The organism is Cupriavidus sp. H39 (genome assembly GCF_050271075.1).
In the GTDB taxonomy this organism is placed as follows: Bacteria; Pseudomonadota; Gammaproteobacteria; order Burkholderiales; family Burkholderiaceae; genus Cupriavidus; species Cupriavidus necator_B.
This window is the reverse complement of record NZ_CP189848.1, coordinates 2,205,511-2,223,584: the sequence shown is the minus strand read 5'-3', so window position 1 is coordinate 2,223,584 and position 18,074 is coordinate 2,205,511. Positions and strand designations below refer to the sequence as shown.

The 18,074-nt window shown below is 68.9% G+C and carries 14 protein-coding genes and 1 tRNA gene; 3 read left to right on the top strand and 12 right to left on the bottom strand.

All coding sequences use genetic code 11. The features are described from left to right. Positions 1-15 precede the first annotated feature (15 nt). From ACOCMH_RS25625 to dapC, 11 genes are all read right to left on the bottom strand, one after another. A complete protein-coding gene (locus ACOCMH_RS25625) occupies positions 16-999 on the bottom strand; it encodes a LysR substrate-binding domain-containing protein (RefSeq protein ID WP_427309807.1) in 984 nt (327 codons plus the stop codon). Positions 1,000-1,123: 124 nt separating this feature from the next. Beyond that, positions 1,124-1,200 (bottom strand) — tRNA-Val (locus ACOCMH_RS25620). Between the two features lie 85 nt (positions 1,201-1,285). Continuing rightward, on the bottom strand, positions 1,286-2,836 hold the full coding sequence (locus ACOCMH_RS25615; protein ID WP_427309805.1) for a class I adenylate-forming enzyme family protein: 1,551 nt from the start codon (positions 2,834-2,836) through the stop codon (positions 1,286-1,288). A 61-nt stretch (positions 2,837-2,897) separates the two neighbouring features. After that, complete coding sequence (locus ACOCMH_RS25610; RefSeq protein WP_427309803.1) at positions 2,898-3,896, bottom strand: tripartite tricarboxylate transporter substrate binding protein; 999 nt, start codon at positions 3,894-3,896, stop codon at positions 2,898-2,900. 156 nt (positions 3,897-4,052) lie between these two features. Continuing rightward, complete coding sequence (locus ACOCMH_RS25605; RefSeq protein ID WP_427309801.1) at positions 4,053-5,324, bottom strand: MFS transporter; 1,272 nt, start codon at positions 5,322-5,324, stop codon at positions 4,053-4,055. 168 nt (positions 5,325-5,492) lie between these two features. After that, entirely contained in the window at positions 5,493-6,386 is an 894-nt protein-coding gene (gene prmB / locus ACOCMH_RS25600; RefSeq protein WP_427309799.1) for a 50S ribosomal protein L3 N(5)-glutamine methyltransferase, read from the bottom strand. A 23-nt stretch (positions 6,387-6,409) separates the two neighbouring features. Beyond that, complete coding sequence (gene dapE / locus ACOCMH_RS25595; protein WP_427309797.1) at positions 6,410-7,561, bottom strand: succinyl-diaminopimelate desuccinylase; 1,152 nt, start codon at positions 7,559-7,561, stop codon at positions 6,410-6,412. Positions 7,562-7,580: 19 nt separating this feature from the next. Beyond that, positions 7,581-7,928, bottom strand: a complete 348-nt coding sequence (locus ACOCMH_RS25590; RefSeq protein ID WP_427309795.1) for an ArsC family reductase — start codon at positions 7,926-7,928, stop codon at positions 7,581-7,583. Positions 7,929-7,955: 27 nt separating this feature from the next. Further along, entirely contained in the window at positions 7,956-8,315 is a 360-nt protein-coding gene (locus tag ACOCMH_RS25585; RefSeq protein ID WP_427309793.1) for a hypothetical protein, read from the bottom strand. 116 nt (positions 8,316-8,431) lie between these two features. Continuing rightward, the gene (gene dapD, locus ACOCMH_RS25580) at positions 8,432-9,259 is read right to left on the bottom strand and encodes a 2,3,4,5-tetrahydropyridine-2,6-dicarboxylate N-succinyltransferase (RefSeq protein WP_427309791.1); all 828 of its coding nucleotides are present in this window, start codon (positions 9,257-9,259) and stop codon (positions 8,432-8,434) included. A gap of 222 nt (positions 9,260-9,481) precedes the next feature. Further along, positions 9,482-10,681 carry a succinyldiaminopimelate transaminase gene (dapC, locus tag ACOCMH_RS25575; RefSeq protein WP_427309790.1) on the bottom strand — a complete coding sequence of 400 codons (1,200 nt, stop codon included), beginning with the start codon at positions 10,679-10,681 and terminating at the stop codon, positions 9,482-9,484. A gap of 206 nt (positions 10,682-10,887) precedes the next feature. On the opposite strand from dapC, the gene ACOCMH_RS25570 reads away from it, so the two are divergent. Then, positions 10,888-11,847, top strand: a complete 960-nt coding sequence (locus ACOCMH_RS25570) for a DMT family transporter (protein WP_427309788.1) — start codon at positions 10,888-10,890, stop codon at positions 11,845-11,847. Between the two features lie 17 nt (positions 11,848-11,864). On the opposite strand, the gene ACOCMH_RS25565 is transcribed toward ACOCMH_RS25570, so the two are convergent. Continuing rightward, positions 11,865-12,692 (bottom strand): ferritin-like domain-containing protein, encoded by an 828-nt coding sequence (locus ACOCMH_RS25565; RefSeq protein ID WP_427309786.1) that lies wholly within the window; start codon positions 12,690-12,692, stop codon positions 11,865-11,867. A gap of 429 nt (positions 12,693-13,121) precedes the next feature. Here ACOCMH_RS25565 and smc point away from each other — a divergent pair, with 429 nt between their 5' ends. Both smc and ACOCMH_RS25555 read left to right on the top strand, forming a co-directional pair. Then, complete coding sequence (gene smc, locus ACOCMH_RS25560) at positions 13,122-16,637, top strand: chromosome segregation protein SMC (protein WP_427309784.1); 3,516 nt, start codon at positions 13,122-13,124, stop codon at positions 16,635-16,637. Positions 16,638-16,743: 106 nt separating this feature from the next. Then, entirely contained in the window at positions 16,744-18,063 is a 1,320-nt protein-coding gene (locus tag ACOCMH_RS25555) for a cell division protein ZipA C-terminal FtsZ-binding domain-containing protein (protein ID WP_427309782.1), read from the top strand. The last annotated feature ends 11 nt before the right edge of the window (positions 18,064-18,074 follow it).

Below are 18,074 nucleotides of genomic sequence, written 5' to 3'. Positions count from 1 at the left end.
TGCTATTCCAGGTTTTTATAGCTGGGATTGCGCCTCGCCGGCAATGGCCGCGGCGGCCTGGCGCAGGCACTCGACCATGCGCTGCGCCGCGGGGGTCAGCGGCTGGCCAGTGCGGACCGAAAAGCCGACCGGGCCGAATTCCAGCGGCTCGCGCACGGGCACGATCTGCAGCAGCCCGCGCCGGGCAAATTCGCGCGCCGCGGCGGCCGGCAAGACGCCCACCGTGTCGGTGGCCAGCAGCAGGCCGAGGTTGGTGAGCAGCGACAGCGATTCGATCACGCGCCCGGGCAGCGGCAGCCCGGCCCGCTGGAACATGCGCTCGACCACGGCGCGGGTCGGCGACTCGGCCAGCGGCAAGATCCAGCGATGGCTCAGCAGCTCGGCCAGCGGCACCGGAGCCTCGCCGGCCAGCGAGTGGTGCCGCCCGACCACCACGCACAAAGCTTCCTCGACCAGCACCTCGCTGGCCACCAGCCGGTCGCGGATCCACGAATACGACGGATCGGGGACGCGGCCGATGACCAAGTCGAGCTCGCCCACCGCAAGCAGCGGGTACAGTTGGTCGTTGGTGCCCTCGCGGATGGTCAGCCCAATGCGCGGCGCCACGTTTTCCAGCAGCGTGATGGCAAGCGGCAGCAGCCGCGCCGAAGCGGAGATCAGCGTGCCGATGACGACATGCCCGGAATCGCCGGTCAGGAACGCATTCGATTCGTCGGCGAGGTAGCGGATTTCAGCGAGCAGGGACTTGACCCGTCGCTCCAGGATGCGCGCGTAGTCGGTCGGCACCAGGCCGCGGTTGGTGCGGACGAACAGCGCGAGGCCGAGCGTCTGCTCCAGTTCCTGGATGGTCTTGGTCACCGCCGGCTGCGTCAGGTTCAGCACCTGCGCCGCCTTGAGCGTCGAGCCGTGCGCGACCACCTGGTCGAATACGCGCAGCGAGCGCAGCTTCAGCGTGCGCAGCAGGTTTTCGGCATTGAGCGAGGGGGGAGGGGCGGCCATGTCCGGATGCCTGGCTTCGGGAGAGCGCCGACAGTATCACAGACGGGCGCACGTGCGCCGCGCGCGCGGCACCAAAGAAAAACGGACGGTGCGCGATGCGTACCGTCCGTGTTCCGTTGTGCGTTGGTAGGCTCGATTGGACTCGAACCAACGACCCCCACCATGTCAAGGTGGTGCTCTAACCAGCTGAGCTACGAGCCTAGCGAAGGCGCGAATTATAGAGAGGCGTTTGCGATTGTGCAAGCACCCTCGCGCGGCTTTTTGCGTGGCGGCCTGGCAGAGCGCGTCAGGCCGCGCTGATGCGGTCGCGCAGTTCGCGCTTGAGCACCTTGCCGATGGCGCTGCGCGGCAGGCTCTCCACTTCGTGGATCGCGGCCAGCCGCTGGGTCTTGCCCAGGCGTTCGTTGGCCCACGCCAGCACCTCCTGCGCACTGGCGCCGCCGTCGGCGCGCAGCGCGACAAAGGCCACCGGGGTCTCGCCCCAGCGCTCCGACGGCACCCCCACCACCGACACGTCGGCCACCGCCGGGTGCTCGCGCACCACCGTTTCCAGGTCGCTCGGGTAGATGTTGAAGCCGCCCGAGATGATCATGTCCTTCTTGCGGTCCAGCAGCACCAGGAAGCCGTCTTCATCGAAGCGGCCGATATCGCCGGTGCGGATGAAGCGCTGGCCCTGCGCGTCATGCCATTCGGTCTCGGCGGTCTTTTCGGGCTGGTTGTGGTAGCCGTTCATCATCGCCGCCGAGCGGCCCACCACTTCGCCGGTGCTGCCCGGCGGCAGCTCGCGGCCGGCCTCGTCGATGATGCGCACGTCGGCGCCGGTGGCGGGGCGCCCGACGGTGTGCAGCTTGTCGGGGAACTGGTCGGCGAACAGCAGGCAGCCGCCGCCGCCTTCGGTCATGCCGTACAGCTCGGTCAGCGCGCCGGGCCAGCGCCGCAGCACCTCGGCCTTCAGGGCCGGGCTGCACGGCGCGCTGGTGCAGAACTTGTGCCGGAACGACGACAGGTCGTGGCGATCGAATTCCGGATGCGCCAGCAGGCGCTGGTACTGCACCGGCACCAGCATGGTATGCGTGACGCGATGCTGCTGCGCCAGCGCCAGGTACTGGCCCGCATCGAACTTCGCCATCAGGATGGCGGTGCCGCCCAGGCCGATGGTGGGGAAGAAGCTGGCCAGCGTGGTGTTGGAATACAGCGGCGTGGACAGCAGCGTGACGGCCTCGGGCCCATAGCCGGTGGCGGCGCCGCGCGACACATGGGCCCAGCGCATCGCGTGCGACTGCACGATGCCCTTGGGCGTGCCGGTGGTGCCCGACGAATAGATGATGTTGAGCGGCATCTCCGGGCGGATTTCGGGTTCCGCCACCGGCGTGCCGGCGGGCGCCAGCCAGTCCGCGTACGGCCGGCCCGCCTCGCTGCCGTCGAGCGTCACCACAGGCGTGCCGGCCAGCCTGTCCCGCACCGGCGCGAGCACGTCCGCCACGGTGGCGTCGCTGAACAGGATGCGCGCGCCCGCGTCGGCAATCATGCCCGCCAGGCCGTCCGGCGTCGACGACGGCGCCAGCGGCGCGACCACCACGCCGGCGCGCACTGCGCCCAGGTACACCGCGGCGTATTCGATCGACGAGGCCGCGCAGATGGCGATGGCTTCGCCGGGCCGCACCCCGTCGCGCGCCAGCGCCGCGGCAATGCGGTCCATGGCGGCGTCGAGCCCGGCATAGTCGAGCACGCGCTCGCCATGCATCAGCGCGCGCTGCGCGGGGCGTTGCGTGGCGTGTTCGCGCACCAGCACGGACATGGTGGTGAAGGGGCGTTGGAGCGGAGTCGGTTGGGTCATGTTGGGCAAGGGAATGCGGGTGCGGGCGGCCCCTCGGCAGCGTTGGGGGATGCAGTTAGCCTTACTGGATCTGTGCGCCGGAGTCCTTCACCACCTTGCTCCAGCGGTTGATCTCGGCGTCGATATGGGTGCGCAGCGCGGCGGGGGTCGAGCCCACCGGTTCATAGCCGTTGGCGGCCAGCGTCGCCTTCAGCTCGGGCTGGCGCAGCACGGTGGCAATCTCGGTGCTGAGCCGGTCGATCACGGGCTGCGGCGTGCCGGCCGGTGCCAGCATCGCATACCAGCCGGTGATGCTGATGCCCGGCACGCCGGCCTCGGCCAGCGTCGGCACCTCGGGCGCGACCGCGGCGCGCTGGCTGCCGGTCACGGCCAGTGCGCGCAGCTTGCCGCTCTTTACGTGGGGCAGGGTGGTGGAAATGCTGTCGAAGGTGAGCTGGACCTCGCCCGACAGCATCGCCGTCACCACCTGCGCGCTGCCCTTGTACGGCACATGGGTCATCTTGATGCCCGCCACGGAATCGAACAACTCGCCCGCCAGGTGGCCGGTATTGCCGTTGCCCGCCGAGGCAAAGGTCAGCTTGCCGGGCGCGGCCTTGGCCGCGGCGATCAGCTCCTTCACATTGGTGGCCTGCAGCGACGGGCTGCCGGCCAGGATCATCGGCAGGTTGGCCACCAGCGATACCGGGGCGAAGTCCTTGCGCGTGTCATAGGGCAGCTTGGGGTAGAGGCTGGCATTGATGGCATGGGCGGCCAGCACCATGATAAGCGTGTAGCCGTCGGGCTTGGCCCGCGCCAGCGCCTGGCTGGCAATGGTGCCGCCGGCGCCCGGCCGGTAGTCCAGCACCACGGGCTGGCCCAGGCGCTCCTGCAGCTTCGCGGCAACCGGGCGCGCCAGCAGGTCGGCGCTGCCGCCGGGCGGGTAGGGGATCAGCAGCTGGATAGGGCGCCCCGGCCAGGTTTCGGCGTGAGCGGCTCCCGGCAAGGCGATGGCGGCCGTCGTGGCCAGCATGGCGGCAAGCCATGCGCGGCGGCCCCGCTCGGGGCGGGATGGGGATGGCATCAGGCGGTCTCCTCGTTTGCCGGCCGCTGGCGCAGCCGTTGTCCCTTGGCGCCGGATCCGGCTGGGACGTTGGTATCACAAACGGTAAACGCGTCAGCCCGCCAGCGGAATTCTTAAATCGATAAGTCTGGCTTTTTGCAGGCAAAGCGACCGCGGCTAATGGCGGGTCGGATGCGGCGGGCTGAAGCAGTAGGGCACCAGCGCGGCCGCGATCAGCACCGCCGCCGACAGGAAGATGGCCGCATAGGTGGACGGCAGCGGCCAGCCGCGCACATGGCCGGCATTGGCGATCAGGCCAAAGGCCCAGGAGGTCAGCGCCGAGCCCAGGAACACGAAGGTATTGAGCAGCCCCAGCCCGCGCCCGCGCTGCGACGGCGGGATCAGGCCGCGGCCCTGTGCCATCACCAGCGGATGCAGCATGCCGATGGTCGACAGCAGCGCCATCATCGCCACGCCATAGCCGATGCCGTGGTCTGGCCACAGCGCCAGCAGGATCGCCCCGGCCATGGCAAGGCACGACCAGCCGATGATGGTGGTCTTGAGCGTGCCGCGCCGCACCAGCACCGGCAGCAGGAAGGCGGTCAGGAAGCCGGCCAGGCTCAGCAGCGTGAGCGCCACGCCGCGCGGCGCCGAGCCCAGGCTGAACACGTCGGCCAGGTAGGGGCCGCTCCAGGCATTGCGGAAAGCGGTGCCGGCGGCCATCGCCACGCACATCGGGATCAGCGTCCACAGCGGTGCCAGCTTCAGCAGTTGCAGGCTTTCCGACAGCATCGCCGGCCACGACGCGCTGCGCGCCTCGGCATGGCCCTGGTCGCGCACGCAGCGCCACACGCCATAGCAGGCCGCCACCATGCCGAGCGCCGACACCGCCATCGACGGGCGCCAGCCAACCAGCGAGATGGCCCAGCCCAGCGGCGCCGTGGCGCACAGCGAGCCGATCATGCCGGTGGCGTTGGAGCGGCTGACCACGCGGGTGTAGTCGCGCTCGGACAGCTGCTCCGAGGCGAAATGCAGCAGGCCCATGAACACCGGCGCGCACGCCAGCCCCAGGCCCACCTGCGCCAGCGTGGCGGCGGTGCCGTTGGGCGCCAGCACGAACAGGATCGACGACAGCGCGCCCACCGCCAGCAGCAGCGCGGTCGGCCGGCCCACGCCATAGCGGTCGAAGGCGATGCCAACCGGGATCTGCGCCACCGCGAAGGCCAGGAAGAACGAAGAGGACAGCGCGCCGAAGCCCGCCGGCGACAAGCCGAAATCGTGCTGCAACTCGGGTGCCATCACCGCCAGGCACGAGCGGAAGAACTGGCTGAGGGCGAACGCGAAGGTCAGCAGCGCAATGCCGCGCGCGGCATACGCCGCCGGGTTGCGGGCGGGCAGGGCGCTGGAGCTGGGAGCAGATCCGGAAGGAGGGGTATTGCTGGGGGTCACGGCGTCAGTGGCGCTATCTCTGCAGCGAGTGTAGGGCCTGCGCGCGTTGCCGGATCAACGGTTGGCCGGTGTTCGCCCAGATTGCGCGGGTTAGCGTATCCCCGCTGATGGGGGGGCTCCCTCTCCCGCAAGCGGGAGAGGGAGCAAACTAGCGGTTCGCTGACTTGGTCAGCCCGGCAGCGCGTCGTACGTCAGCAAGAACACCTGCTCATCGCCCGCGCTGACCGGCAGCCACACGATCTCCAGTTCCGGGAACGCGGCCTCCACGTTGGCATGCTCGTTGCCGATCTCCACCACCAGCACGCCACCCGGATTCAGCCGTGCCTTGGCGCCGGCGATGATCCGCCGCACCACATCCATGCCGTCGTCGCCGCCGGCCAGGGCGATGCGCGGCTCGGCCAGGTATTCCGCCGGCAGCGCCTGCATCGAGGTTTCGTTGACGTAGGGCGGGTTGGTCAGGATCACGTCGTAGGTGGCGCCATGGGGCAGCGGCGCGTACAGGTCGCCTTCATAGAGCCGGATGCGGTCGTCCATCTTGTAGTCGGCCACATTGCGCCGTGCCACGGCGAGCGCGTCGGGCGAGATGTCGACGGCGTCGATCTTCGCATGCGGCCAGACGTGCGCCGCCACGATCGGCAGGCAGCCGGAGCCGGTGCACAGCTCCAGCACCGGGCCGATGCTGTCGGTCTCGCCGACCCACGGCTCCAGCCCTTCCTGCAGCAGTTCGCCGATAAAGCTGCGTGGCACGATCACGCGCGAGTCGACGTAGAAGCGCAGGCCGTGCATAAAGGCCTCGTGCGTGATGTAGGCGGCCGGCACGCGCTCGTTGACGCGGCGGTCGATGACCTTCAGCACCGCTTCGACTTCCTCGGGCAGCAGGCGCGCATCGAGGAAGGGGTCGAGCGTATCGAGCGGCAGGTTCAGCGTATGCAGCACCAGGTAGGCCGCTTCGTCATAGGCGTTGGCGCTGCCGTGGCCGAAGGACAGGCGCGCGGCGGTAAAGCGCGACACGGCCAGACGCAGCAGGTCGCGCACGGTGCGCAGGGGAGAGGGCGTTGCCATGGAGGGTGTTCTTTCGGAAAAAATCAGGCGATCAGGCGTTCGAGCACGCCGCGGTAAACGTTCTTCAGCGGCTCGATGAAGCGCACTTCGACGTGCTCGTCGATCTTGTGGATGCTGGCGTTGGGCGGACCGAACTCGATCACCTGCGGGCAGATCCTGGCGATGAAGCGGCCGTCGGAGGTGCCGCCGGTGGTCGACAGCTCGGTGTCGAAGCCGGTCTCGGCCTTGATCGCCGACGACAGTGCCTCGGACAAGTCGCCGCGCGGGGTCAGGAAGGGCTCGCCGCCAAGTGTCCAGTCGAGCGTGTATTCAAGGCTGTGGCGGTCCAGGATTGCATGCACGCGCGCCTTCAGCCCTTCGGGCGTGCTGGCGGTCGAGAAGCGGAAATTGAAGTCGATGGTGACGTGGCCCGGGATCACGTTGGTGGCGCCGGTGCCGCCATGGATATTCGACATCTGCCAGCTGGTCGGCGGGAAGTACTCGTTGCCCTCGTCCCACACCTCGGCGGCCAGTGCGGCCAGCGCCGGTGCCGCGTCATGGATCGGGTTGCGGCCCAGGTGCGGGTAGGCGATATGGCACTGGATGCCCTTCACCGTGAGCTTGCCCGACAGCGAGCCGCGGCGGCCGTTCTTGACCATGTCGCCGAGCGCATTGACCGAGGTGGGCTCGCCGATCACGCAGTAGTCCAGCCGTTCGCCGCGCGCGGACAGCGCCTCGACCACCTTGATGGTGCCGTCGTGCGCGGGGCCTTCCTCGTCGCTGGTGATCAGGAAGCCGATCGAGCCGTCGTGCGCGGGGTGGGCCTTGACGAATTCCTCCACCGCCACCACGAAGCCGGCGATCGAGGTCTTCATGTCGGCGGCGCCGCGGCCGTACAGCTTGCCGTCGCGGTGGGTCGGCTCGAACGGGTCCGAATGCCACTGCTCCAGCGGGCCGGTCGGCACCACGTCGGTATGGCCGGCGAATACCAGCAGCTTGCCGTCCTTGCCCTGGGTGCCGCGCTTCACCGCCCACAGGTTGGTCACGCGGAAATCGTCGGGGCCGCTGACCAGCGCTTCGCAATCGAAGCCAAGCGCCTTCAGGCGAGTTTCCAGGATGGCCTGGCAGCCTTCGTCGGCGGGCGTGACGGAGCGGCGGCGGATCAGGTCTTCAGTGAGGGCGAGGGTGGGGTTCATCGGACGGCGGAATGGGAAATCAGAACTGGCTGGCGTACTGGTCGGCGGAGAAGCCGACCATCACCTTGCCATCGTGGGCCAGCACCGGGCGCTTGATCAGCGACGGGCTTTGCTGCATCAGCGCGATCGCGCCGGCTTCTTCGTCGGCGCGGGCCTTGTCCGCGTCGGACAGCGCGCGCCACGTGGTGCCCTTGCGGTTGAGCAGCGTGGCCAGCGGCACGTGCCGCAGCCAGCCGCGCAGCATGGCCTCATCCACGCCCTGTTTCTTGAAGTCGTGGAAGGCATAGGCCACGCCGTTGGCATCCAGCCAGGTGCGGGCTTTCTTGACGGTATCGCAGTTGGGGATGCCGTAGAGCAGGACGGTCATGGCAAGTCTTGAGGAAAGTCGAGAAATTCAGCGCAACAGCAAATTCAGCGCGATCACCAGGCCGCCCAGGCCCAGTGCCACGCCGCCCATCGCCACCGCGGTCATCAGGCGCAGGCGGCGGTCCAGCCGGGCGGCTTCCTTGCGCAGCGCGTCGATGGTGATGGCGTGCTGCTCGGCCAGCAGCTTGACCGCCTCGGCCTGCTGCACGACCACGGCTTCCAGCTCCGCGATGCGGGCAGCGGGATCGCGCGCGTCGGCCACCGCGCCTTCGGGCGTGCCGTCCTTGCGCTTGTTCTTCTTCAGCTTCTCGAGAGTCTTGTTGGCCTGCTCGAGAATGGTGGGCAGCAGGGAGAGCACGGTGCTGACGGTGGTGGGGTCCAGGGCCATGAGTCGCTTGCGGAGGGAGGGCAGGTTCAGCCTGGCCAGGCGGGATGGCAGCGGCAAGACTGCCCCGGAGCCCGGCCCCGGGGCGGCGCAGCCGGTGCGGGCTGCGCCAGGCGCGCTCAGTCGCCGCGCAGCAGGTCGTTCAGGCTGGTCTTGGCGCGGGTCTGCGCGTCGACCTTCTTCACGATCACGGCGCAGTACAGGCTGTACTTGCCGTCCTTGGACGGCAGGTTGCCCGCCACCACCACCGAGCCGGCCGGCACGCGGCCATAGTGGATCTCGCCGGTCTCGCGGTCGTAGATCTTGGTCGACTGGCCCAGGTACACGCCCATCGAGATCACCGAGTTTTCTTCGACGATCACGCCCTCGACCACTTCCGAGCGCGCGCCGATGAAGCAGTTGTCTTCGATGATCACGGGGTTGGCCTGCAGCGGCTCCAGCACCCCGCCGATGCCCACGCCGCCCGACAGGTGCACGTTCTTGCCGATCTGCGCGCACGAACCGACCGTGGCCCAGGTGTCGACCATGGTGCCTTCATCGACATAGGCGCCGATGTTGACGTACGACGGCATCAGCACCGCGTTCCTGGCGATGAACGAACCGCGGCGCGCCACCGCCGGCGGCACCACGCGGAAGCCGGCCTTGGCGAAGTCGTCGCCGCTCCAGTTGGCGAACTTGGTCGGGACCTTGTCGTAGAACTGGGCAAAGCCGCCGGCGCTCATCGGCGCGTTGTCTTCCAGGCGGAACGACAGCAGCACGGCCTTCTTGACCCACTGGTTGACGATCCAGTCCTTGCCTTGCTTCTCGGCCACGCGCAGGGCGCCCGAGTCCAGCTGGCTGATGACGTTGGCAACGGCCTCGCGGATGTCGTTGGGGGCGGACTTCGGCGACAGGCTGGTGCGGTCTTCCCAGGCCTGGTCGATCAGGGCTTGCAGAGCTTGCGTCATGTTTGGTTTCTCAGGTGGTGAATGTTGATATTCGGGTGCCGAGCCTGAAGTGCTTCAGCCTCGACCGCTTGTTTGCTCCCCTCTCCCGCGTGCGGGAGAGGGGCCGGGGGTGAGGGCAGGCGGTGGCATGCCGACACTCGCCGCTGCGTGGACACGCCGGCCCTCACCCCAACCCTCTCCCGCAAGCGGGAGAGGGAGAACACAATGAGGCAAGCCAGACCCTCAGCCCAGCCCCTGGCAAAATTCCACGATCCGTCGCGCCCCCTCCAGGCATTCCTCCGGCGTCGCCACCAGCGCCATGCGCACGCGGTTGGCGCCCGGGTTGATGCCGTCGGCCTCGCGTGCCAGGTAGCTGCCGGGCAGCACGGTGACGTTCTGCTCCGCCAGCAGCCGCTCGGCGAATTCCGTATCGGAGAGGCCGGTGCGCGAGACGTCGGCCCACAGGTAGAAGCCGGCATCGGGCAGCGCCACGTCGAGCACCTCGGCCAGCATCGGCGTGACCTCGCTGAACTTGCGCACGTAGGCGGCGCGGTTCTCGCGGACGTGCGACTCGTCGTTCCACGCGGCGATGCTGGCGCTCTGCACCGCCGGGTTCATGGCGCCGCCGTGGTAGGTGCGGTAGAGCAGGAACTGCTTGAGCAGCGCGGCATCGCCCGCGACAAAGCCCGAGCGCAGGCCCGGCACGTTGGAGCGCTTGGACAGGCTCGAGAACATCACCAGCCGGTCAAGGCCGCGGCCCAGCTTGTGCGCGGCCTCCAGCGCACCCAGCGGCGCCCGGCCCTCGTCGAAATAGATTTCGGAATAGCACTCGTCCGAGGCAATCACGAAGCCATAGCGGTCGGACAGCGCAAACAGCTGCTTCCAGTCTTCCAGCGACAGCACCGCGCCGGTCGGGTTGCCGGGGGTGCAGACAAAGAGCAGTTGCACCTTCTGCCAGACCGCGTCGGCAATGCGGTCGAACGCCGGGGCGAAATTGCGGGCCGGGTCGCTGTTGGCGAATACCGGGGTAGCGCCGGCGAGCAGCGCCGCGCCTTCGTAGATCTGGTAGAACGGGTTGGGACAGAGCACCAGGGCGCCCGGCCGGGTGCCGTCGACCACGGTCTGGGCAAAGGCGAACAGCGCCTCGCGCGAGCCGGTCACGGGCAGCACTTCGGTGGCGGCGTTGACCCTGGGCAGGCCGTAGCGGCGCTCCAGCCAGCCCGCGATGCACTGTCGCAGTGCCTCGGAACCGGCCGTTGTGGGATAATTCGCCAGCCCCGCAAGCGACTCTGCCAGCGCTTGCTTGATGAAGGCAGGCGTCGGATGCTTGGGTTCGCCGATGCCGAAGCTGATGGCCGGCTTGTCGGCCGCCTTTACTTGCGCAAAGAGCACCCGCAGTTTCTCGAACGGGTAGGGCTGGAGCAGGTCGAGGCGCGGATTCACAGTGTCAGTCGGGGCCGGTTAAAACGACGCATTATAGAGGAACGGCGCGGGTTTCCGTGCGCCGCCCCGGCCCGCCAGGCGGTCTTTGGCGAGGTTGGGCGCGCATGGATGGCGGGCATCACGCCACGGTGATGCCGCCGGCGCCGTCCGGACGCTGCCTGCCGCGCCTGGCGGGTGGCCCGGCTCGCCTCGTATCGATTCCCTTTATGAGCACAAATACCGTGACGGCGCCGCTGGCGCCGGCCGACCGCCATGCGGTCAAGGCATCGCTTTCCATCCTGATCGGCGCCTCGGTGTGGGGCATCGCCTGGTTCCCATACCGGGTGCTGGCCGGCTGGGGCCTGGGCGGCATGCATGCCGCGGCGCTAGTCAGTGCGGTCGCGGCGGTGCTGTCGCTGCTGGCTTTCCGCCGCCACCTGGCCGGACTGCGGCCGCACTGGCTGTTCGTCGCGATCGGCCTGGCGGCGGGCGTGACCAACGCCGGCTTCGTCTGGGGCAGCGTCAACGGCCATGTGATGCGGGTGCTGCTGCTGTTCTACCTGACGCCGGTCTGGACCGCGCTGTTCGCGCGGCTGTTCCTGGGCGAGCGCTTGTCGGCGGCCGGACTGTCGCTGGTGGGGCTGGCGCTGTTCGGCGCCGGGCTGATGCTGTGGACGCCCGCGGTCGGCGTGCCGCTGCCGGGCTCCGCCGCGGAATGGTCGGGCCTGATCGGCGGCATGGGCTTTGCCGTCAACAACGTACTTTCGCGCCGCGCCGGACAGCGCTTTCCGGACACCGACGCACGCGTGCGCACGGTGGTGGTCTATCTGGGCTGCACCGTGGTTGGCGTGCCGGCTGCGCTGCTGCTCGACGGCCCGTCGGTGGCCATCGTCCCCGGCGCGCAGGTCAGCGCGGCCATGCTGGTGCTGGGGCTGGCGGCGGTGCTGGTGGTCAGCAACTCGGTGGTCCAGTACGGGCTGCAGCGGCTGCCGGCCAACCGCGTGTCGCTGCTGATGCTGTTCGAGATCGTCATCGCGGCGCTGTCCTCGTGGTGGCTGGCGACCGAGGTGCTGAGCTGGAAGGAGGCCTCGGGCGGCCTGTGCATCATCGCGGCCGGGGCCTTGTCCGGGCTGGTGCACCGCAGCCGCGCCGCGCCCGCGGCGGCCGGCGCCGAGGCGGCGGCCTGACCCTAGCCCGGCGCGGGTCAGTGCAGCATGACCCGCGACACCATCGCCACCAGCGGCGCCCGCACCGCGCGCTCGACGCCGCGGTGCAGGTGCAGCGGCCGCAGCAGCATCTTCACCGTCATCTCGATGGGGATGTTGCGGCGGATCACGCCTGACACGCGCGTATTGAGCGCGCGCACTTCGGCCTCCGAGACCGACTCGACGCCGCGTTCCATGCGCAGCACGTTGCGCAGCGCGATCGCCGCGTCCTCGTTCTTGATCTCCAGCAGCCGGCGCGCCAGCGCGCCCAGCACGCGCAGCCGGCCCAGGCGCTCGGCTTCGGCGAAGCGGTTGAAGAAGCGATAGAAGTGCTTGTAGTGCCGCACCTCGTCATTGGAGATGCGCCGCGTCAGGTCGCGCAGCACCGGTTCGTCGCTGGCCTGCTCGAGCGCGCGGTAGTAGGCCGCGGTGCCGGTCTCCACCACGCAGCGGGCCGCCATTTCCAGGGCCTCGGTGGGCTCGAACTGGTCGATCGAGCAGGTCTTGCTGTACTCGTGGAAGAAGCGCGCATAGCCGCGCTCCCAGTCGAATTCAGGCCAGACCTGCTCGACATAGCGCCGCAGCGCCAGCCCGTGCTGCAGTTCCTCGGCTTCCCAGTGCTCGGCCAGCCAGCCGGCGGTGTCCGGCACGCCGGCGTAGTAGGTGGCAAGGTTGCCGGCATAGGTGTCGGAGCCGCTCTCGATGAACGAGGCCGACACCAGCAGGTAGAACAGGTCGCGATCGCCGCGCACGCGTTTGACGTCGATCGCCTCGTAGTTGATGTCGCTGACAGACCACGGCCGGGCGGCCGCTGACGGTTCACTCATGCTCTATCCTCCTGGTTGGCCATAGGCGCGAGGGGCGTTCATGGTGCGCGACTCCGAGAGCATCCCGAGTCACGCCGACAGAGCAGAGACTAGCATTTACCCTGATTAGTTTCCCAGCCGCCGCGCATCGGTGACGGCCGAGGGCGCGTGCCGGGCTTGCCAAAGTGCTTGCGGAATCCCTTGTAAGGGGCGGAAATGCAAGGGAAATCGACGCCCCGGCCGGTACCCGGGGCCACCCCCAAACGGGCCGGCGAAGGCATCTGCGATGGTATGATTAGCCCCAATTCTCGGGCTGGAGGGGTGGTTTGAGGTGCTGGCGTCACGCCGCGCCGGCTCCCGCGCAGCCCGGCTTTCCTGAATAGTGCAATAGCCCCGATACCAGGCCGCCCCCGCGCTCATGCCGGAGTGGCCGATACCACACGAGAAACCGTGCGACTATCCTCGATCAAGCTGGCGGGCTTCAAGTCATTCGTCGATCCCACCAATTTCCAGGTGCCTGGCCAGCTGGTCGGCATCGTCGGTCCCAACGGCTGCGGCAAATCCAACATCATCGATGCGGTGCGCTGGGTGCTGGGCGAGTCACGCGCGTCTGAGTTGCGTGGCGAATCCATGCAGGACGTCATCTTCAACGGCTCCACGGCGCGCAAGCAGGCCGGCCGCGCCAGCGTCGAACTGGTGTTCGACAACGCCGAGGGCCGCGCCGCCGGCCAGTGGAGCCAGTACGCCGAAGTCGCGGTCAAGCGCGTGCTGACCCGCGACGGCACCTCGTCCTACTACATCAACAACCAGCCGGTGCGCCGGCGCGACATCCAGGACATCTTCCTGGGCACGGGCCTGGGCCCGCGCGCCTACGCCATCATCGGCCAGGGCATGATCTCGCGCATCATCGAGGCCAAGCCCGATGACATGCGCATCTTCCTGGAAGAGGCGGCGGGCGTGTCCAAGTACAAGGAGCGCCGCCGCGAGACCGAGAACCGGCTGTCCGATACCCGTGAAAACCTGACCCGCGTCGAAGACATCCTGCGCGAACTCGGCAGCAACCTCGAAAAGCTCGAAGGCCAGGCCGAAGTGGCGCAGCGCTTCAAGACGCTGCAGGCCGACGGCGAAGAAAAGCAGCACCTGCTGTGGCTGCTGCGCAAGCGCGAGGCCCAGCAGGAGCAGGAGCGCCACCAGCGCGCCATCGAGCAGGCCCAGATCGACCTGGAAGCGCAGACCGCGCAGCTGCGCCACGTCGAGGCCGAGCTCGAAACCCTGCGCGCGGCGCACTACGCCGCGTCCGACGGCATGCACGCCGCGCAAGGCGCGCTGTACGAGGCCAATGCCGAAGTCAGCAAGCTGGAAGCCGAGATCCGCTACGTGGTGGAATCGCGCAACCGCGTGCAGGCCCAGATCGCGGCACTGACCACCCAGCGCGAGCAGTGGCAGGGCAAGGCGGAACAGGCCACCGACGAACTGGCGCAGGCCGAGGAAAATCTGGCCGTGGCCGAAGGCCGCACGGTCGAGGCGCAGGACGCCGTCGCCCAGCAGAACGACGAACTGCCGACGCTGGAAGCGCAATGGCGCGACGCCCAGCAGCTGCTCAACGAGCAGCGCGCCGGCATCATGCAGGCCGAGCAGGCGCTGAAGCTCGAAGCCGCGCAGCAGCGCAGCGCCGACCAGATGCTGCAGCAGCTGGAACAGCGCCGCGAACGGCTGACGGCGGAAGACAAGGGCCTGGACCGCCCCGACGAAACCCGCCTGGAGCAGGCCCGCGCCGAGCTGGCCGAGCAGGAAGCGCTGGTCGAGGAAGCCCAGGCGGTGCTGGCTGATGCCGAAGACAGCGTGCCGCGCCTGGATGAAGCGCGCCGCGCCGCGCAGGCGCGCGTGCACAGCGAAGCCGCCGCCATCGCCACGCTCGAGGCCCGCCTCGCGGCGCTGCGCCAGCTGCAGGAGAACGTGCAGACCGACGGCAAGGTGCAGCCGTGGCTGGCCCGGCACGAACTGGCCGAGCTGCCGCGCCTGTGGAAGAAAGTCCATATCGAGCCGGGCTGGGAAAACGCGCTGGAATCCGTGCTGCGCGAAAAACTGGCGGCGCTGGAAGTGTCGAACCTGGACTGGGTCAAGGCCTTCCTGTCCGACGCGCCGCCGGCCAAGCTGGCCTTCTATTCGCCGCCGGCCGCCGCCCGCCCGCTGGAAACGCCTGCCGGCCTGCGCCCGCTGATGGCGCTGGTGCAGATCACCGAGCCGGGCATCCGCGCGGTGATGCAGGACTGGCTGGCCGATGTCTATGTCGCCACCGACATGGCGCAGGCGCTGGCCGCGCGCAACACGCTGCCGGATGGCGCGTCGTTCGTGGTGGCTGAGGGCCACCTGGTGGGCCGCAACGCCATCCAGATCTACGCCGCCGATTCCGAGCAGGCCGGCATGCTGGCGCGCGAGCAGGAAATCGAAAACCTGCAGAAGCAGGCGCGTGCGCAGTTGCTGCTGTCCGACCAGGCCAAGACCGACGCGGTGCGCGCCGAAGCGGCCTACACCCAGGCCAGCCAGGGTTTGGCCGAGGCCCGCGCCCGCGCCGAGCAGGCCACCCGCCGCGTGCATGCGCTGCAGATGGACGTGCTCAAGCTGTCGCAGGCGATGGAGCGCTATGCCGCCCGCAGCGGCCAGATCCGCGAGGAACTGGAAGAGATCCACGCGCAGATCGACGAGCAGCGCGCGATCCGCGCCGAATCCGAAGCCAGCTTCGAACAGCACGACGCCGCGCTGGCCGAGATGCAGGCCACGCACGAAGACCAGCAGATGGCCTTCGAGGCGCTGGACAGCAAGCTCTCGGGCGCGCGCCACCAGTTGCGCGACCTCGAGCGCGCCGCGCAGGAAGCGCTGTTTGCCGAGCGCAACCTGGCCAGCCGCATCGACGAACTGCGCCGCAATATCCAGGTGGCCGCCGACCAGGCCGAGCGCATCGCCGAGTCGCTCGAGAACGCCCGCGCCGAGCTCGAGACCATCAACGAGCAGACCGCGCATACCGGCCTGCAGGAAGCGCTGGAACGCCGCGCCGAGAAGGAAGAAAAGCTCACCATCGCGCGCACCGAGCTCGATGCGCTGTCGGCGCAGCTGCGCCAGCACGACGAGCAGCGCCTGGCCGCCGAGCGCAGCCTGCAGCCGCTGCGCGACCGCATCACCGAGCTGCAGCTCAAGGAGCAGGCTGCGCGCCTGAACCAGGAGCAGTTCAGCGAGCAGCTGACCACGGCCGAGGTGGACGAGGCCGCGCTGGCCGACAAGCTGACCGGCGACCTGAAGCCGTCGTACCTGCAGGGCGAAGTCACGCGCATCAACAACGCCATCAACGCGCTGGGCCCGGTCAACATGGCCGCGCTCGACGAGCTGGCCGCGGCGCGCGAGCGCAAGACCTTCCTCGATGCGCAGTCGGCCGACCTGAACGACGCCATCAACACGCTCGAAGACGCGATCGCCAAGATCGACCAGGAAACCCGCGCGCTGCTGCAGGGCACCTTCGACCAGGTCAACCATCATTTCGGCGAGCTGTTCCCGTCGCTGTTCGGCGGTGGCCAGGCGCGCCTGATCATGACCGGCGAGGAGATCCTCGACGCCGGGGTGCAGGTGATGGCGCAGCCGCCCGGCAAGAAGAACTCGACCATCCACCTGCTGTCGGGCGGCGAAAAAGCGCTGACTGCGATCGCGTTGGTGTTTGCCATGTTCCAGCTCAACCCGGCGCCGTTCTGCCTGCTGGACGAGGTCGACGCGCCGCTGGACGATGCCAATACCGAGCGCTACGCCAATATGGTCGCGCGCATGTCGGACAAGACCCAATTCGTTTTCATCTCACATAACAAGATCGCCATGGAAATGGCTCATCAACTCATTGGCGTGACCATGCAGGAGCAAGGCGTTTCGCGGATCGTGGCCGTGGATATGGACGCGGCGGTTTCGATGGCGGAGGCAGCATGAGCAGTAGGCAGGGGCCCCGCGCAGCGGGGCGGCGCACGTCCGCGAATGCTGCGGGCAACCGACACCACCGTGCTGTGATCAATATGGGCGCTTTGGAGATTGCTGCATGAAGCTCAACATGGACCTGCAGACCGCGCTGATCGTCGCGGGCCTGGTTTTCGTGGTACTGGTGTTCGGCTACAACCAGTGGCAGATCCGCAAGGCGCGCCGCCCGCGCGCGCTCAGCCCTGAAGACGACCTGCCGCCGATGCGCGAGCCGGTGGTCGGCCAGAGCACCGCGCCGGAAACCGCCGCGCGCCTGCACGAAGCCGCCGCGGAGCAGCCGCCGCGGCGCGAGCCCACGCTGTCGCAGGCGCCGGCCAGGGCCGGCGCCTCGGCGGTCAGTGACAACAACCACGCCGCCGCGGCCGCTGCCGCCGCCGCAAGCACGGCCGATGCCGACGAAGCCGTCGCCGAGGAAGTCGCCGTCGCGGCCGCGTCGCATGCGCCGGAAGCCGACGAGGCCGAAGCCGAGCTGACGCCGGCACCGGCGCCCGCGCCTGTCCCCGCTCCGGCTCCGGCTTCGGTCGCGGCAGTACCGGATGGCCAGCCCGCACCGGCGGTGGTCGATCCGCTGATCGACTGCATCGTGCCGCTGCACCTGGAGCGCAAGGCCTCCGGCGACCGCATCCTGCCGCTGACCGGCCGGCTGCGCCGCGCCGGCACCAAGCCGGTCCATATCGAAGGCCTGCGCGCCGAAGCCAACGCCTGGGAACCCGTCACCGCCGGCCATCAGTACGAAGACCTTCAGGTCGGCGTGCAGCTGGCCAACCGGGGTGGCCCGCTCAACGCGCTGGAGTTCTCGGAATTCGTCACCGCGGTGGAGTCGCTGGCCGAGTCGCTCGACGCCTCGGCCGACCTGCCGGACATGGCCGAGACCGTGGCCAACGCGCGCGAGCTGGATGGCTTTGCCGCCGGCTGCGACGTGCAGCTGGGCGTCAACGTGATCTCCGACGGCGCGCCGTGGTCGGCGGCCTATGTGCAGAACGTGGCGACGCAGGACGGGCTGGTGCTGTCGCGCGACGGCACCCGCTTTATCCGCTACCAGCCCAATGCCGAGGGCGTGCAGCGCCCGCTGTTCACGCTCCAGTTCGGCGACACCAACTTCCTGCGCGACGACCTGACCGTCAAGGCCGGCCGCCAGATCACGCTGCTGCTCGACGTGCCGGTGGCCGACCAGGCCGCCAGGCCGTTCAAGACGGTGTGCGAGTACGGCCACACGCTGGCCCAGCGCATGGGCGCGCAACTGGTCGACGACAATATGCGGCCGCTGACCGAAGCCTCGTTCGTCGCCATCTTCAGCCAGCTTGAAACGCTGTACAACAAGCTGGAAGCGCGCGGCATGCCGGCCGGGTCGTCGGTGGCGCTGCGCCTGTTCAGCAACTAGCCGGAGCCTGC

What these genes read in the sequence shown, in the direction of transcription:
- ACOCMH_RS25625 (WP_427309807.1), bottom strand. Translation starts at nt 999, where the DNA reads ATGGCCGCCCCTCCCCCCTCGCTCAATGCCGAAAACCTGCTGCGCACG.
- ACOCMH_RS25615 (WP_427309805.1), bottom strand. Translation starts at nt 2,836, where the DNA reads ATGACCCAACCGACTCCGCTCCAACGCCCCTTCACCACCATGTCCGTG.
- ACOCMH_RS25610 (WP_427309803.1), bottom strand. Translation starts at nt 3,896, where the DNA reads ATGCCATCCCCATCCCGCCCCGAGCGGGGCCGCCGCGCATGGCTTGCC.
- prmB (WP_427309799.1), bottom strand. Translation starts at nt 6,386, where the DNA reads ATGGCAACGCCCTCTCCCCTGCGCACCGTGCGCGACCTGCTGCGTCTG.
- dapE (WP_427309797.1), bottom strand. Translation starts at nt 7,561, where the DNA reads ATGAACCCCACCCTCGCCCTCACTGAAGACCTGATCCGCCGCCGCTCC.
- ACOCMH_RS25590 (WP_427309795.1), bottom strand. Translation starts at nt 7,928, where the DNA reads ATGACCGTCCTGCTCTACGGCATCCCCAACTGCGATACCGTCAAGAAA.
- ACOCMH_RS25585 (WP_427309793.1), bottom strand. Translation starts at nt 8,315, where the DNA reads ATGGCCCTGGACCCCACCACCGTCAGCACCGTGCTCTCCCTGCTGCCC.
- dapD (WP_427309791.1), bottom strand. Translation starts at nt 9,259, where the DNA reads ATGACGCAAGCTCTGCAAGCCCTGATCGACCAGGCCTGGGAAGACCGC.
- ACOCMH_RS25570 (WP_427309788.1), top strand. Translation starts at nt 10,888, where the DNA reads ATGAGCACAAATACCGTGACGGCGCCGCTGGCGCCGGCCGACCGCCAT.
- ACOCMH_RS25565 (WP_427309786.1), bottom strand. Translation starts at nt 12,692, where the DNA reads ATGAGTGAACCGTCAGCGGCCGCCCGGCCGTGGTCTGTCAGCGACATC.
- ACOCMH_RS25555 (WP_427309782.1), top strand. Translation starts at nt 16,744, where the DNA reads ATGAAGCTCAACATGGACCTGCAGACCGCGCTGATCGTCGCGGGCCTG.